The sequence below is a fragment of the Olivibacter sp. SDN3 genome (assembly GCF_014334135.1).
Lineage (GTDB): Bacteria > Bacteroidota > Bacteroidia > Sphingobacteriales > Sphingobacteriaceae > Olivibacter.
On the sequence record NZ_CP060497.1, the window covers coordinates 4,674,823 to 4,690,979 of the forward strand.

The following is a 16,157-nucleotide window of genomic DNA, read 5'->3' on the forward strand; positions in this document are numbered from 1 at the left end:
TTACCAAATTTGGCATCAAAATGATGAACAGCTACGCCGACTTACCTTAATATCAACTGGGTAGATAAAGCGTACATAAAGTATAGAAGATGAGAAGAATCTGTATTTATCCGAAAGACATTGCAAGGATCACCGGCAAAAGCTACCGACAGAGTTTGAGGATCCATCATACCATCAAAAAGGCTAATAACAAACAACCGCACCAGGTCGTTACGCTTGAAGAACTTTGTGTGTATTTAGGTTTGGAAAGAGAGACGGTGATCAAGATAATTTAGCACTCCGCCAATAGAACCGGCCGCTCGCCATAGTTTATTTGCTATTTGCAATCCGTAAATAATAATGTCAAGTTTTTGGCGCCAAAAACTTGACATTTATTGGTCTACAAGATGATGTGCTGAAATTAGCGGCAAATAATAGTAAATAACGCCCGAAAGGTTTGACAAAACTATTAGGAAACTACTATACACATACGACCAGTTCAACCTTAAAGCCACCACAACTTTAGATGCCTTTAGCCTATCTGCTATAGTATTAATGATAAATATGTTTGTTATTTCAATCAAAATACACACATTTGTATGTAATAACAAACATTAGTTAGAGATGACTACGAAGAGACAGGTCGTTTTTCCCAAGTACCACAAACTGATGGAGCAAGTCGGCGAAAATATAAAGCTTGCAAGAAAACGTCGCAAACTAACAACCGTTCAAGTTGCAGAGCGGGCTGGGATTGCACGCTCGACGTTATACCTAATTGAAAAAGGGGGTACAGGAGTGGCATTTGGTGCGTATTTTAATGTACTTCGTGTATTAGGTCTACAAAATGATGTGTTAAAATTAGCGGCAGACGATGAGCTGGGAAGAAAATTGCAGGATTTGAAATTATTGAACGGCGTTTAGTTTCAGCTATGATAAACAACCGGAGTACGGAACCTATTCAATCATCTATAATTGTTTGAAAATGACCGCACAAATGACTTCACATTAAGCAATAACTATTACATTTTACAGAAAAATTAGTATTTTTGCATCATGGATACCATACTTATACGTCCTAAGAACAAAACGCAATTGGAGGCTATTAAAGCTTTTGCCAAGGCATTGAAAATGGATTTTGAAACTAATTCAGAAAGTACATATAATCCGGATTTTGTGAAGAAAATTCTCGATGGCCGGGAAGATGTCAAAAATGGCAAAGGAGTTAAAATAGCCGTGGAAGACTTATGGAAGTAATCTATACGCCACAGGCGGTTGAGGATTTGAACTACTGGAAAAAGTCTGGAAACAAAGCCATTCAAAAGAAAATACAGCAACTTATTCTCGCTATTATAGAAAATCCATTTGAGGGTATTGGTAAACCTGAACCTTTGAAACACCAACTATCCGGTTCCTGGTCAAGACGGATCAATCGGGAACATCGTATCGTTTATGAAGTTTACAATGATCAAACCGTAGTGATCCTTGAAATCCAGTCACTTCGTGGCCACTATCTGAAATAATAAATTTTCACAACAATTAAGCTTTGCTTTCTGTCGCAAATAACGTTTCGCGACAGAAATTTGTCGCGAAACGTTATTTGCGACAACAAATTATTATTTCATTCCGAAAACACATATACTCGGACATAGGTATTCCTCCTGAAACGAGATTGTTATTTATATATGTCAGCTGATTAACCGCCATTCCTGAAAATACTATAAACTGCATTAAGTATAAGGTTTAAACCCGTTCATTTCGTATCTTTGTATAGCAAAATGGAATAGGGATAATAAGGAAATGGTTCAGCGAGACCCTAGCGAGACCTCAAAAAACCATCACTTATAAAAGATATTAAATCAATGAGTTAGGAAGCGAGTTCAAGACCCTCACTTTCCGCCAAAGCCAAATGAAGCCCCGCATTAGCGGGGTTTTTTATTTATAGGAGTAAGAGAAGCTCGCTTCAATTTGCTCCTATAAATAAAAAAACAATGAGTGTAACGAATGGCTTAATTTGACCTGAAGCCGCCCCTCAGAGATGGCAGCAGCCATTGCGAGCGGAGCTAGCGAGACGCTGCCAATCCCTGAGGGGGACAATAGTCGCACTTTCCACTAACATAACTGTTACTAACCAGATTTAATGGGAAGCTTTTCTTTAAACGAAAATCTAAGGATAAAGCATTAGAGGATGCTTAGACTTATTTATTAGTAATAACACCCACATAGCTAGTTATTTTTTATTTTGGCATACGCGGGTAACTCCAGAGCGATATAGCGGCAACCGATGATCTTTAGACATACCCTTTCCCACGCGTATCGTCAAATACAAAAAAGAGGCAACCCCTTAAGGTAACCTCTCTATTAATTAAATAAACCGCTATCGGCTTACCTTTGAAAAAAATCGATAATGATGTTTGCTAGCTCCACACCTATTCGTTCTTGAGCTTCATTAGTAGCAGCACCAATATGTGGGGTCAACGATACCTTTTTATGAAGTAACAGCTCTTTTCTCGGTGTGGGTTCATTTTCAAACACATCTAATCCCGCAAAAGCAACTTTCCCGCTATCAAGAGCAGCTATAAGTTCAGCCTCGTCAATTGTGCCTCCGCGAGAAGCATTTACAATCCCCACCCCTTCCTTCATCAAATCAAATTCTGCTTTTCCCAAAACTGGCTTATTCAGAAAAGGTACATGTAAGCTTATAAAGTCAGCAGTTTTTAACAACTCTTCCATACTTGACTGTTTGACGGGAACGTCGACTAAAATTCCACCAGATAAATTCAATGTGAGTGTTTTAGGAACGTTCACAAAATCACAAGCTACTACATCCATACCAACACCTAATGCCACTTTCGCTGTTTCTTGGCCAATACGACCAAAACCTATAACACCTAAAGTCTTCCCTCTAAGTTCTACTCCCTTTGCAAAGCTCTTTTTTAAACCTGCAAAACCAGTATCTCCTTCCAATGGCATTCTGCGATTTGCATCATATAAAAAGCGTACTCCCCCATACAAATGGGCAAAAACCAGCTCAGCTACCGATAGCGAGGATGCCGCAGGTGTATTTACCACAGCGATCCCTTTAGACCGTGCATACGCTACGTCAATATTGTCCATTCCTACACCTCCTCTACCTATAAGTTTTAAATTAGGACAAACATCTATCAACTCCTTTCTCAGTTTCGTAGCACTTCTTACAGTAACAGCATCATAATAAGGTAATTTACTTACTAACTCTTCCTGAGGAATATGTACTGTATCAACGGTAAACCCGGCTCTTTCAAGCAATTCCTTCCCAATAGGATCTATTCCGTCATTTGCTAATAATTTCATAAAATGGTATGTGATGATATATAAAACTGTTAATATTTACTTGGCATGTTTCTCTGCAAATTCCTGCATAGTATCAACTAATATATTGATGCTTGTAATCGGTAAAGCATTATAAATCGATGCCCTAAAACCACCTACGCTTCGGTGCCCCTTTAAACCTACCAACCCTCTCTCTTCCGCAAAAACCAAAAAATCTTTCTCTAAATCGCTATTATCCATTACAAAAGTAACGTTCATCCTTGATCGATCTTCTGCATTGGCAGTACCTCTAAAAAGTGGGTTACGATCAATCTCTTCGTATAATGTTCTTGCCTTGATAATGTTCTCACGTTCAATCTCCTCAATACCGCCTTTAGATCTTAGCCAACGTAAATTTAAAAGCGAAACATAAATCGCGTAAACGGGTGGCGTATTGTACAAAGAGCCAGCTTCTGCATGTTTACGATAATCAAATATCGCAGGCAAATCTTTACCTGTTTTTCCTAAAATATCATTCTTGACTATAACCAATGTTACCCCAGCTGGCCCCATATTTTTCTGCGCGCCGGCGTAAATTAAACCATAGTCTGCAACATTAATTTTGCGACTCAATACGTCTGATGACATGTCACAAACCAAAGGCGGGACAGAAGACGGCGCTTCAAATAATTCAGTTCCATAAATGGTATTATTCGATGTATAATGGAAATATGCTGCATCCGAAGGCACTTCATACTTCTTAGGTATAAACGTATAATTTCCCTCTTTGGAGGATGCTACAACTTGTATAGTGCCTAATTTCTGCGCCTCTTTAATAGCTTTTGTAGCCCAAGTACCCGTGTCTAAATAAGCCGCTTTACCAGCATGAGGTAATAAATTCATAGGAACCATTGCAAATTGTTGGCTAGCTCCCCCTTGAAGAAAAAGAACACTGTAATTCTCGGGCACTGATAGCAATTCCCGTACTAGGAGCTCAGCCTCTTCGATTACCGCTTCAAAAGCTTTCGAACGATGCGATATTTCTAAAATAGAAAGTCCTGAATTATTAAAATCAATTATTGCTTGCGAAGCTTCTTTAAAAACTTCCTGAGGCAATATACATGGCCCCGCACCGAAATTATGTTTCATTATTACGTAATATATAGATTTAAAATATGCACGTTAAATTAAAAATTCTCTTCTATATATGACCAATGTGAGATCTAATAGACAGAATTTATTGGTTTAGGCAAATGTAATCGTTTTGTGAAAAAAATTCAAAATTTTAAGCATTTTATTACGAAAATAGCTAAAATATTTTTACACAATTAAACAGATAATAATCTTGTACAGAGAAGAAATTGTTAACAAAATCATTCAAACAAAAGAAGGCGTCTAAAAAGGGCGCCTTCTTTCGTTTTGTATCTACCTGTAGAGTCTATCGGTTTTAGGATGTTACTCTGCGACCAATGGTTGATAGCAGTAGTTTATCCATTTGGGGTCATAAATAAGGGGATTATTGTATTTAGGTTCGTTGTTTGGGCCTGACGAAGTTGTTTTCAGGAGCTTTTTCGACCATTTTCTCAGGTTATGCCCTATACACATCAGGGCGAACTCAATATCGACCTTTTCAAGCCCCCTCATGGTTAACCTGTTGAATCTGTTGTTGCTTTTCATCTGTCCGAAGACCGCCTCCACTTCTATGGGGCGTTTACTCCGGTGGTACTTTCCTGTTTCCGATGTTAGACGTTCGCGTGCCCTGGTCTTCAGTTCGTTCAACCGGTGGTTGACTTCGATGATCCTGTTTCCCTGCGCTTTATGGCACTGCCCCCGAAGCGGGCAGCCTTCACAGCGTTCGGCCCTGTAATAGCTCACCCGGGAACTATATCCATTGGTGCTTTTGCGTATTCCCTTACCGGCAAACTCCATCTTCTGTCCCATCGGGCACACATAGAAGTCCTGCTCTTTATGATAATACAGGTTCTGTAATAGAAAAGGATTGTTCCTCTGGTTGCGTTTCTGCTCTTTGTGGAAGTAATTATATTTCACGTAACCTTCTATGTTCTTTGATTCCAGCATTTCATAGTTCTCTTCACTTCCGTAACCGGCATCGGCCACCACCACATCGCTCTGCCTGTTATATTGATCTTCGAAGCTATCAAGATGGTCTTCCAATGTGGTGGTATCGGTGCTTGTCTGGTGGATACTGTAGTGGGTGATGAACTGTTCTTCCGTACTGATCTGCGTGTTGTAGGCCGGTTTGAGCTGCCCGTTCTGCATGTGGTCATCTTTCAGCCGCATGAAGGTGGCATCTTCATCGGTTTTGCTGTAACTGTTCCTTTCCCCCAGTGTAGCCAATTGCTTTTCGTACTTTTCCAGCCTTGGAAGATGTTCTTCCCGCAGCTTTTTAAGCTGTTTTTGGGTAGGTTTTGCTGTTGCTTTGAGCTTTTCGTTCAGTAAAGAAAGTCTGTCCCTGAGCTCATTGCTCTTAATAGGTTTGGGTGTTTCATCCCTGCCCAGTTCCGATTGGTCCTGTTTTATCTGTGATTCAATGTCCGAGAGGACCGACTGTATTTTATTTTCCAGTTTTGCTTTGTTCTTTTCCACCGAACCTTTCCATACAAAAGTGTAACGGCCTGCCGCCGATTCAATCTTTGTACCGTCTATGTACTGGACCTTTAGGCTTACATAGTGGAGTTGCTACCTTTAAAGCGAGACAGATTTAGACAGTAATTTTAAATTTGTAGAAATGCATAGAAAATTTGATGATTCGTTTAAGATAATGGCGGTCGATTTGAGCGTTGTTAAGGGATCTGTAGCCGATGTAGCTAAGGAATTAGACATAGACCCCAGTTTACTGAGTAAATGGCGTAGAAATCCACGTTATAATGGGAATAAGGTTTTACCTGACAATCCCAAGATCAGTCCGGAGGAGCAGGAGTTAAGGATTTTACGCAAGAAATTAAGAGATACAGAATTAGAACGCGATATCTTAAAAAAGGCCATAGCCATCTTCTCCAGGGGAGACGGTCCATATACCGGTTCATAAAGGAGAACCGAGAAGTATATTCCGTAGAGAAGATGTGCGAAGTATTGAACGTTAGCAGCAGTTGTTTTTACCGTTGGCTGGTTTGGCCCGAATCCCCCAGGGAACAACGCAGTAAAGCACTTGTGGATAAAATACAGCAGGTACACAGTGACAGTAAGTATATCTATGGCAGCCCACGGATAACCGCAGAGCTGCACAAAAAAGGTGAAATGGTATCAAGAAGCTACGTAGCAAGATTGATGAAGAAACATGGGATACGAAGTAAGGTTAAGAAAAAATATAGGGTGACCACAGATTCGAGCCATAGTTATAGGATAGCTGAAAATCTCCTCCAAAGAGATTTTTCAGCGGATTCCCTATCGCAAAAATGGGTTAGCGACATTACTTACATCCATACCGGCAAAGGGTGGCTTTATCTAACAACGGTTATCGATCTGGCGGACAGAAAAGTCATTGGATGGTCTTTAAGCACCGATATGACGACTAAAAACACTTCTGTACAAGCCATCAAAATGGCTATTAGAAACCGAGGTATCAAAGATGGTCTTATCTTCCATTCGGATAGAGGGATCCAATATGCCTGCGATGAATTCAGGAGGGTAATTGTAAAAAACAAGATACTTCAAAGCATGAGTAGGAAGGCCAATTGCTGGGACAATGCAGTAGCTGAGAGCTTTTTCAAGACACTAAAGGCTGAAATGATCTACCATAGAAAATTCATCGATCAGCAATCGGCTAAATTGGAGATCTTTGGATATATTGAAGGTTTTTATAATACCAAAAGAACACATTCTGCCCTGGGATATAAAACCCCTAAGCAGATCGAAGAGATGCTATTGGAAAAAGAGAAAATGGCAGCATAAAAAAGTCTCCTATTTTAAGTTGCAATTCCATAGCCCAGTTCGGCAAGCAAACGGACAACATCGGCAAAAAGGGAATGGATATGCCCTTTAAGTCTTTTGCCACGGAAGTGGTTGATCGTTCGGTAATCCGGTGCACTGTGGCCCGAAAGCCACATGAAATAGATATTCTCCTGTAAGGCCTTTTCTATCCTGCGGCACGAATAGATGTTGCCCAGATAGGCATAGAACAGCACTTTGATCATCATACGCGGATGTAAACTGCTCGTGCCGCCACCTTTGTACTGTCCTATGATGTGGTCGATGTTCAGTCTGTCAACCACTGCATTTACCAGACGTACCGGGTGGTTCTCTGGGATCTTTGCAAAAATATCTTCCGGAAACAGGCTCGGACTGTTGGACGGTAATGCTTTGAATAGTATGTTTGCCATATTGTTTGGGTGCACCTAAAAATAACTGTTTTTTAGGACAAAAAATAAAAATCCCCGACACTTTTTCAGTATCGGGGATCTTCTATTAATAGGGCTTTTTAGACAGCTCCTTTTGTTTGAATGATTTATTACTTGTACTTGTTTGTTGTTAAATTGTCATGGTGGAGGTAGAAATATTTTTTAGATCAAAAATGGTCTTCTCCTGATTTTCAGCTGAGAACACGGTATTACCCGTCACGAGCACATTTGCTCCAGCTTTTAATAACGGAAGTGCATTCAGTTGGTTAACGCCCCCGTCAATTTCAATCCAGAGCGCGTCTTTTCTCCCCTGCGCCAAAAGCTTCAACTCCTGGATCCTACGGTAGGTGCTCTCTATAAATTTCTGACCTCCAAAACCCGGATTAACAGACATGACGCATACTAAATCAATCTCTTCGATAATATCATGCAAGTGAGCTATCGGTGTGTGTGGATTTACTGCAACTCCGGCTGTGCAGCCCAGTTCTTTGATTTTCTGAATGGTGCGATGTAAATGTGTGCAAGCCTCATAATGCACTGTGATATTTGCAGCACCATAATCCTTAAACGCTGTTAAATACCTGTCGGGATCAACGATCATTAAATGAACATCTAAAGGCTTATTTGTAAGCTTATTTACAGCGGCCAATACAGGAAAACCAAATGAAATATTAGGAACAAAAACTCCATCCATAATATCTACATGTATCCAATCGGCTTCACTCCTGTTGATCATCTCAATATCTCTTTGAATATTTGCGAAATCAGCAGCTAGAATAGAAGGAGCAATTAAATGTTTCATTATAAATAAAATTCGTTTAAGACCTAAAAGAGTATAGAACCATCACCGAAAAGCTTTCTGGTGATGGGTATACTGTAATATAATTAAGCTTCTGCTTTTTTCTCAGGCCTCGGAATTAATGCTTTTCTAGATAGTTTTAGTTTACCTTGCCTATCGATGTCAAGCAATTTAACTTGAACCTTTTCTCCCACTTCAAAAATACCATCCATTGTTTCATAACGCTTCCAGTCTATCTCTGATATATGAAGCAATCCGTCTTTACCAGGCAAAATTTCGACAAATGCTCCAAAGGGCATAATAGATTTTACTTTACCTTCATAAACCTCTCCAACTTCAGGTTTAGCTGCAATCGCCTTGATTCTACCTACTGCTGCATCAATAGACTCTTTATTTTCCGCAAAGACTTGGACGATTCCTCTCCCGTCAGTCTCTTCAATAGCAATAGTCGCACCTGTTTCACGCTGCATTTCCTGGATAATTTTTCCACCAGGTCCTATGATTGCGCCGATAAACTCTTTGTCAATGCTGAAACTGACAATACGAGGAGCATGTGACTTATAATCCGTTCTTGGGCTGGCTATAGTTTTTAACATTTCATTAAGAATGTGCAAGCGTGCTTCTTTAGCCTGATACAATGCTTCTTTTAACACTTCCCATTTTAGCCCGTTTATTTTAAGATCCATTTGACAAGCTACAATTCCCTTTTCCGTGCCCGTTACTTTGAAATCCATATCTCCTAAATGATCTTCATCTCCAAGGATATCACTTAACACGGCATATTTACCTGTTTTTTCATCAGTAATTAAACCCATGGCTATCCCAGACACTGGAGCTTGTATTTTCACACCAGCATCCATCAATGCTAGCGTTCCAGCACAAACCGTTGCCATAGATGATGATCCGTTAGACTCCAGTATATCGGATACGATACGTATAGTATATGGATTTTCTTCTTTGGCAGGAAGAACCTTTTTCAAAGAACGCATAGCAAGATTGCCATGCCCTACTTCCCTTCTACCAGGGCCTCTATTTGGTCTAACTTCACCAGTTGAAAAACCAGGAAAGTTATAGTGTAAAATAAACCTGCTATAACCATTTATAAACGCCCCATCAATCATCTGCTCATCGTCTTTTGCTCCTAATGTTACAGACGTCAGAGACTGGGTTTCACCTCGGGTAAAAATAGCCGATCCATGTGCAGCGGGTAAATAATCAATTTCACTCCAAATAGGTCTTACTGTACGTGCATCACGCCCATCCAAACGCACTCCTTCGTTAAGGATAAGGTTCCTTACTGCATCATACTGAACATCATGAAAATATTTTTTTGCTAAAAAAACTGTTTCTTCATCTACCTCTTCTCCTAGCGTTAGCGCAAAAGCTTCAGCTATATCGGCAAATTTAGCGGAGCGATCTTTCTTGGAAAGACCGGACTTAGCAACTTCATACACACTATCATAAGTTGCTGCATAAACACGGTCTTTTAATTCAGGATTACTAGGTTCATGATTATAGGTGCGTTTTTCCAGCTTGCCAGCCATTTCAGCAAGTTCAATCTGCGCCTGTACTTGTATTTTTATCGCATCATGTGCAAAAGCTATTGCTTCCACCATTTCTTCCTCAGCAATCTCCTTGCTCTCTCCTTCAACCATCACGATATCACTTGCCGAGCCTGCTACGATAAATTCTAAACTAGCTTTTTCCAGCTCTGACAATCGTGGATTTACCACTAATTTCCCGTCAATTTTAGCCACACGAACCTCTGATATTGGTCCATTAAATGGAATGTCAGAAACAGCCAAGGCTGCAGATGCTGCTAATCCGGCAAGTGCATCCGGCATGATATCTTTATCAGCAGATATCAATGTGATCATAACCTGAGTATCTGCATGATAGTCTTCAGGAAACATTGGACGAAGTGCACGGTCAACTAAACGAGAAATTAAAATTTCATAATCGGACAAACGTGCCTCTCGGCGTAGGAAGCCTCCTGGAATTCGTCCAGTAGCTGCATATTTTTCCTGGTAATCTACTGAAAGGGGTAAAAAGTCAGTTCCAGGTTTTGCCTCTTGTGCGGAAACTACCGTAGCAAGCAACATCGTGTTGCCCATTTTTACTACTACAGAACCGTCAGCTTGCTTTGCCAGCTTACCGGTTTCGATCTCGATTTGACGCCCATCGCCAATATCGAATGTTTTTTTAATTACATTATAACTCATGTCATTTTCTCTGATGCACTGGTCGTCTTTAAAAGCGCATCCATTTTTATTTTATAGACTCTTAATTTGCTACAAAGGTAAACAAAAAAAGCCATCTCTTTTTAAGGATGGCTTCTTGTTTTTTTTTCACTAAGAGTTATTTGATAATATCTCTCAGTTGCAAAGCTTTGATAATTGCACGATATCTCTCAATATCCTTTTTATATAGATACGCTAATAAAGCACGGCGTTTACCAACAAGTTTTTGTAAAGCCAACTGGGTAGAGAAGTCTTTACGGTTTTTTTTCAAATGTTCAGTTAAGTGAGCAATACGTTTTGTAAATAAAGCCACTTGACCCTCTGTAGAACCGGTGTTTGTTGCGTTTCCAGCAAATTCAGCAAAAATATCTGCCTTGTACTCTTTACTTAAATACATTACTTTGAATAATATTAAAGCGTTAAAAATTTTGTTAATTGCCTGCAAAGGTAAGGTTTTTGTATTTATTATCAAAACCTTCCAACAAGTCTTTAAAGCTTAAACTTGAGCACAACAAAACTATTCAATCAAATATATTACAGTGAATACACTTTGATAGTTACAAACATTATGTAGCTTTGTATTAATGACAAATAATTATACCCGTTTTGAAAGTGAATTCAAGGTACGACCTGATGATATCGACATGTTCCAACATGTACATAACAGTAAATATTTCGATTATGTTCTAGCTGCAAGGTATGAGCAAATGGAGACCTTTTACGGCATGACCATGGAAGAGTTTATACGGCAAGGCTTTGGATGGGTAGTAAGCACGGCTCACGTTAATTATAAACGTCCTTTAAAGCTTGGGCAAAATTTCATTGTTGAAACGGGAGTTGACGAAATGAGGGATAAGGGTTGCTTGGTTACTTTTGAAATACGCTTTAAGGACTCTGGCAAGATTTCTTGTGATGGATGGTTTAACTATGTATTAATTGACTTGAAATCTGGGAAATCTGCCTTCGTTACTGATGAAATGATAGCGAAATATTCTATTTAATTTCGCCATCATGCTTTAAATTTAATAGGTATGAATTGCGTCTGACAATAGTTTTTCTACATGTTGATAAGTGAAATACGCGGTTAGGACTTTAATTCTTGCTCAATTAATTCAGTATAAAAATCGGTTTCGTTCATCCCGGCAGCCCGAACTTGTTGTGGAATAAAACTTTGCTCTGTTTGCCCAGGTATTGTATTTATTTCGATAAAATAGAATTTGTTGGAACCAGTCTCAAGAAAGAAATCAACCCTTACAAGACCTTTACAGTTTAAGCGTACGTACACTTCTTTTACCAAACGCTGTATTAACCTGTTATCTTCGACAGAGAGATCTGCAGGTGTAATTTCATTCGTTAATCCTGGCGTATACTTTGCCTCAAAATCAAAAAAACCACGTGAGGTGATAACTTCAGTAGCCGGTAACACTTTTAATTCATTTCCTGAACGATATACACCAATAGAAAACTCTCTTCCCGAAATAAACTCTTCAACAAGCACCTGCTTGCCTGTATTCGCTGTATTGAAAGCTCGTTCAATAGCTTCCGGTAATGCGACTTTTTCTGTCACCTTTGTCATCCCAATACTACTCCCACCGCCATTAGGTTTCACAAAATAAGGTAATTTAAGCTTATCCTCAACAAGCGATATCGCAAGTTGTTTTTGATGTTCGGACAGGCAAATTGATTTGGCTAAGTTAAGATCATCAATTTCTTGGAGCAATGCTTTCGTGTATGCCTTATTCATTGTTATTGCAGAAGTCAGGGCGTCACATGAAGTATACCTTAAACCAATCATATCCAAATATCCCTGCAACTTACCGTCTTCCCCAGGAGAACCATGCAACATTATGAACGCTAAATCAAACTTAATAATTCGATCATTTAGAGGCAATGTAAAATCTTTACGATTAACCTCATGTTTAATACCTACATCATCTACATAATACCAATTTTGAGATGTTAAAATAATTTTATAGACATCAAAGCGTTTAGTATTTAGCTTTTGAGCTACAAATGCTGCACTTTTTAACGAAACTTCGGCTTCTCCTGTGAATCCACCAGTAATTAATGCTATTTTTGCGTTCATAAAAGACGGAATATAGTGAACAAAGATAGTTGAATATCTATATCTTTATCAATTAAAAAATATAGAGTTGGCATACTTTTTTCAGATGAGTGTTAAGATATTTTTAAAAAGTAATAATTGATGAGCAGATTTTTTCAGTATTTAAGAACGCAAACATTTAGGAAAAACCTTATTATAGCTTTGATATCTGGTATAGTATTTCTTCTTCTCTTATTTTATAGCTTAAGATTTTATACGCGCCACGGAGAATCTATTGAAGTGCCATCTTTAAGAGGTATTTCAATAGACGAAGCAGTTAACAGACTCGAAAGCAGAGGTTTTAGATACCAGGTAGACTCGGTGTATCAAGCAGATAAAAATCCGGGATTAGTTATAGAACAAGACCCTGATGCCGGTACCAATGTTAAAAGCAATCGAACATTATATCTAACGATTATTACGAAAAATGCTCCAGAGGTACAGTTGCCAGATCTGACAGAAATGGCACTACTGGAAGCTATGTCAACTTTAAGTAATTACGGACTTAAACTCGGAGATACCATTTATATACCTGATATTGCGCGCGACAGGGTATTAGATGTAAAATATGGTGGGCAAAAAATTAACGCTGGGCAACCCATACCTAAAGGAAGTAAGATTGATCTCGTATTGGGGAACGGTATGGGTGAAAGCGAAGTTTATATACCTGATCTCGTTGGTTACACTTTAGATGAAGCAATCTTTTCTCTTAAAGGAGCTTCACTAACACTAGGTACCGTTAGGTACATGGGGCCGGTAACTGATAGTACGAGTGCAAAAGTCGTTAGCCAAACACCAGAAGCTGATCCTGATGGTGAAAAGAAAGTGAGTATTGGCACCTCAGTTAATTTGGCTCTTAGCAACTAAAAACCTTGAGGTAAACTAGACACATTATCGTTATACTAATGGAAAGTATTCCTAAGAAAAAAAAATATAAAAGAAGAATAATCACTACAATATCAGTCGTTTTATTACTGACTGGTATCACATTGGCTTATACTTATTACAAGCGTTATTTCGCTCCCAACGTAACAGGAGTAGAAGATTATTTATATATTAAAACAGGGGCTTCATTTGAAGATATCATGTTAGATCTAGGAAAAAACAATCTATTGAAAGACACCGCTAGTTTTCGATGGGCTGCAGAAAAAATGGAATATCCGTCTCGGATAAAACCAGGAAAATACAGATTAACAGAGCAGATGAATAACCGATCGCTTATCAATATACTTGGTGGAGGTTTCCAAGAACCGGTAAATCTAAGGTTTCAAAATATTAGACTAAAAGAACAATTTGCTGGCTTTATTGCTACACAAATAGAACCCGATTCTACTCAGCTAATGGGGCTGTTAAACAGTGATACACTTGCTGCAAAGTATGGGTTTAATACCGAGAACTTTTTTACGATGTTTATTCCAAATACTTATGAATTATACTGGAATACTTCCGCTGACAACTTCTTTTCCCGTATGCACGATGAGTACGAAAAATTCTGGAACACAGAACGTACTAAAAAAGCAGCGGCCATAAACCTAACGCCTATCCAGGTGAGTATCTTAGCGTCCGTTGTAAAAGGGGAAGCACTTCATAATGATGAGATGCCAAAAATTGCTGGCCTTTATATTAACAGACTTAGAAAAGGTATTTTACTACAGGCAGACCCAACTGTTATTTTTGCAACTAACGATTTTACTATTCGCAGGGTGCTCAATAGACATTTGAGAACTGAATCACCATACAATACCTATATTCATAAAGGATTGCCTCCCGGACCGATTATGATGCCCAGTATTACAGCCATAGATGCTGTTCTTAACTATGAAAACCATAATTATATATATATGTGTGCAAAAGAAGATTTCTCTGGATACCATAACTTTTCCACCAATGTATCCGAGCACTTGGTAAACGCAAGAAAATTTCAACAAGCGCTTAACGAAAGAAATATCAAAAAATAGATATGTTCATATTTAAAACCCATATCAGAGTACGATACGCGGAAACGGATCAAATGGGATATGTCTATTACGGCAATTATGCGTCGTACTATGAAGTTGCTAGAGTGGAGATGTTACGCAGTTTAGGCACCTCCTATAAAGAAATGGAAGATCGCAGAATAATGATGCCTGTCTTAGAACTCTCCAGTAAATACCTCAAACCTGCCAGATATGATGAATTGATCACCATCAAAGTTTCTATACCGGAAAAGCCGTCTTTACGCATTAAATTCAAATATGAGCTATTTAATGAAAGGCAGGAGTTGATTAATATAGGCGAGACTACCCTTGTCTTTATCGATATGAATAAGAGTAAACCCTGCTTGCCACCTATGGATTTTCAGGATAAGTTGGCAATATACTTTGGAGAAAACACATGAGTTGGTTACACCGGAAATTGTTAAAATTTAAACCATACGACTTATTCATTGAATGGACCAAAGTCTTAGTACTTCCGGGTTTTGGAAAACTGCCTCTATACACTGTAGCTTTATTTTTCTTTCAGGAAATTGGAAGGGAATCTCTTCTCAACAAAGCTTCATCCTTGGCATACTCTTTTATGCTTGCCATTTTCCCGGGTATCATTTTTTTATTTACACTCATCCCTTATATTAGAGTCTTTATCGAAGATTTCCAAGAGCAACTATTGGAATTCATGCAGATGATATTACCAGTTGATGCATATAACACCATAGAATCTACACTTTTGGACATTGTAACCAATCAAAACAGTAGGTTGCTTTCTTTTGGTTTTGTAATGGCTATGATTTTTGCCACCAATGGTATTCATAGTTTAATGTTGGCTTTCAACAAGTCATCATTGGTTTTGGAAAATCGCAGTTTTATTAAACAGCGCCTTGTTGCTCTTGGTCTGACAATTATGATTATAATGGCGCTTACGGTAGGCATGGGCATTGTCACTTTTGCATCTTTTGTTATCCGGCATATAAGGAACAACTTAGAAATTACTAATGCATTCTGGACTTGGCTTATCAGCGTTACACGGTGGATTATACTTTTCGGCATTTACTTTTTCACCCTAAGTATCTTATACAAATATGGCCCTTCATCATCAAAAAAATGGAGTTTCTTCAGTCCTGGAGCTACCTTAGCGACAATACTAGCCGCATTTACGTTCTGGGGATTCGCGTTTTACATTAATAACTTTAATACTTATAATAAGCTCTACGGTTCTATTGGTACGTTAATAGTTATCATGATCTGGCTCTATCTAAATTCTCTTATTTTATTAATAGGATTCGAACTAAATGCCAGTATCGCGCTATCCAAACAAAGCATTAAAATAGTGAAACCCCGATTTAATAGCTTTAAAACCGGGGTAAAAAAAGAAGATATGCTAAAGAAATAATATCAACTATTTTGCGGCCAAGA

At 38.7% G+C, this 16,157-nt stretch carries 17 protein-coding genes and 2 pseudogenes; 11 read left to right on the plus strand and 8 right to left on the minus strand.

The genetic code is table 11. The annotated features are described in order from the left end of the window. The first annotated feature begins 89 nt into the window (after positions 1-89). From H8S90_RS19730 to H8S90_RS19745, 4 genes are all read left to right on the plus strand, one after another. A complete protein-coding gene (locus H8S90_RS19730) occupies positions 90-275 on the plus strand; it encodes a hypothetical protein (RefSeq protein ID WP_187339525.1) in 186 nt (61 codons plus the stop codon). Between the two features lie 328 nt (positions 276-603). Continuing rightward, entirely contained in the window at positions 604-900 is a 297-nt protein-coding gene (locus H8S90_RS19735; protein WP_187339526.1) for a helix-turn-helix domain-containing protein, read from the plus strand. A gap of 132 nt (positions 901-1,032) precedes the next feature. Next, positions 1,033-1,233 (plus strand): DUF2683 family protein, encoded by a 201-nt coding sequence (locus tag H8S90_RS19740; protein WP_187339527.1) that lies wholly within the window; start codon positions 1,033-1,035, stop codon positions 1,231-1,233. After that, positions 1,224-1,499 carry a Txe/YoeB family addiction module toxin gene (locus tag H8S90_RS19745; protein ID WP_134089831.1) on the plus strand — a complete coding sequence of 92 codons (276 nt, stop codon included), beginning with the start codon at positions 1,224-1,226 and terminating at the stop codon, positions 1,497-1,499. Before H8S90_RS19740 ends, H8S90_RS19745 begins: the two co-directional genes overlap by 10 nt. A gap of 862 nt (positions 1,500-2,361) precedes the next feature. Here H8S90_RS19745 and H8S90_RS19750 read toward each other — a convergent pair. From H8S90_RS19750 to H8S90_RS19760, 3 genes and pseudogenes are all read right to left on the minus strand, one after another. Then, complete coding sequence (locus H8S90_RS19750) at positions 2,362-3,309, minus strand: D-2-hydroxyacid dehydrogenase (protein WP_187339528.1); 948 nt, start codon at positions 3,307-3,309, stop codon at positions 2,362-2,364. Positions 3,310-3,345: 36 nt separating this feature from the next. Continuing rightward, entirely contained in the window at positions 3,346-4,416 is a 1,071-nt protein-coding gene (serC, locus tag H8S90_RS19755; protein ID WP_187339529.1) for a 3-phosphoserine/phosphohydroxythreonine transaminase, read from the minus strand. Between the two features lie 306 nt (positions 4,417-4,722). Then, positions 4,723-5,949, minus strand: a pseudogene (locus tag H8S90_RS19760) (IS1182 family transposase); the annotation flags it as partial. 67 nt (positions 5,950-6,016) lie between these two features. Here H8S90_RS19760 and H8S90_RS19765 point away from each other — a divergent pair. Together H8S90_RS19765 and H8S90_RS19770 are read left to right on the plus strand one after the other, a co-directional pair. Next, positions 6,017-6,316, plus strand: coding sequence for a transposase (locus tag H8S90_RS19765; protein ID WP_187339052.1), 300 nt, complete (start codon positions 6,017-6,019; stop codon positions 6,314-6,316). Beyond that, positions 6,244-7,179 carry an IS3 family transposase gene (locus H8S90_RS19770; protein ID WP_255501942.1) on the plus strand — a complete coding sequence of 312 codons (936 nt, stop codon included), beginning with the start codon at positions 6,244-6,246 and terminating at the stop codon, positions 7,177-7,179. The genes H8S90_RS19765 and H8S90_RS19770 overlap by 73 nt, the downstream gene beginning before the upstream one ends. Positions 7,180-7,208: 29 nt before the next feature. On the opposite strand, the pseudogene H8S90_RS19775 reads toward H8S90_RS19770, so the two are convergent. The 4 genes and pseudogenes from H8S90_RS19775 to rpsO all read right to left on the minus strand — a co-directional run. Continuing rightward, positions 7,209-7,607 (minus strand): annotated as a pseudogene (locus tag H8S90_RS19775) (transposase); the annotation flags it as partial. A 148-nt stretch (positions 7,608-7,755) separates the two neighbouring features. Next, entirely contained in the window at positions 7,756-8,427 is a 672-nt protein-coding gene (gene rpe, locus H8S90_RS19780) for a ribulose-phosphate 3-epimerase (RefSeq protein WP_187339531.1), read from the minus strand. 83 nt (positions 8,428-8,510) lie between these two features. Beyond that, entirely contained in the window at positions 8,511-10,646 is a 2,136-nt protein-coding gene (gene pnp / locus H8S90_RS19785) for a polyribonucleotide nucleotidyltransferase (RefSeq protein ID WP_187339532.1), read from the minus strand. A 136-nt stretch (positions 10,647-10,782) separates the two neighbouring features. After that, positions 10,783-11,061: a 30S ribosomal protein S15 gene (gene rpsO, locus H8S90_RS19790; protein ID WP_187343115.1), complete on the minus strand. Its 279-nt coding sequence runs from the start codon at positions 11,059-11,061 to the stop codon at positions 10,783-10,785. A gap of 187 nt (positions 11,062-11,248) precedes the next feature. Here rpsO and H8S90_RS19795 point away from each other — a divergent pair, with 187 nt between their 5' ends. Beyond that, positions 11,249-11,665 carry a thioesterase family protein gene (locus H8S90_RS19795; protein ID WP_187339533.1) on the plus strand — a complete coding sequence of 139 codons (417 nt, stop codon included), beginning with the start codon at positions 11,249-11,251 and terminating at the stop codon, positions 11,663-11,665. 83 nt (positions 11,666-11,748) lie between these two features. Here H8S90_RS19795 and H8S90_RS19800 read toward each other — a convergent pair whose 3' ends face one another. Next, on the minus strand, positions 11,749-12,750 hold the full coding sequence (locus tag H8S90_RS19800; protein WP_187339534.1) for a D-alanine--D-alanine ligase: 1,002 nt from the start codon (positions 12,748-12,750) through the stop codon (positions 11,749-11,751). A 120-nt stretch (positions 12,751-12,870) separates the two neighbouring features. Between H8S90_RS19800 and H8S90_RS19805 the strand changes: the two genes are divergently transcribed. Genes H8S90_RS19805 through H8S90_RS19820 form a run of 4 tightly spaced genes read left to right on the plus strand, consistent with a single transcriptional unit; the run spans position 12,871 to position 16,134 of the window. Next, positions 12,871-13,635: a PASTA domain-containing protein gene (locus H8S90_RS19805; RefSeq protein WP_187339535.1), complete on the plus strand. Its 765-nt coding sequence runs from the start codon at positions 12,871-12,873 to the stop codon at positions 13,633-13,635. Positions 13,636-13,673: 38 nt separating this feature from the next. Continuing rightward, positions 13,674-14,726, plus strand: coding sequence for an endolytic transglycosylase MltG (gene mltG, locus H8S90_RS19810; RefSeq protein WP_187339536.1), 1,053 nt, complete (start codon positions 13,674-13,676; stop codon positions 14,724-14,726). A gap of 2 nt (positions 14,727-14,728) precedes the next feature. Continuing rightward, a complete protein-coding gene (locus H8S90_RS19815; RefSeq protein WP_187339537.1) occupies positions 14,729-15,145 on the plus strand; it encodes a thioesterase family protein in 417 nt (138 codons plus the stop codon). Next, entirely contained in the window at positions 15,142-16,134 is a 993-nt protein-coding gene (locus H8S90_RS19820; protein WP_187339538.1) for a YihY/virulence factor BrkB family protein, read from the plus strand. The genes H8S90_RS19815 and H8S90_RS19820 overlap by 4 nt, the downstream gene beginning before the upstream one ends. Positions 16,135-16,157 lie beyond the last annotated feature (23 nt).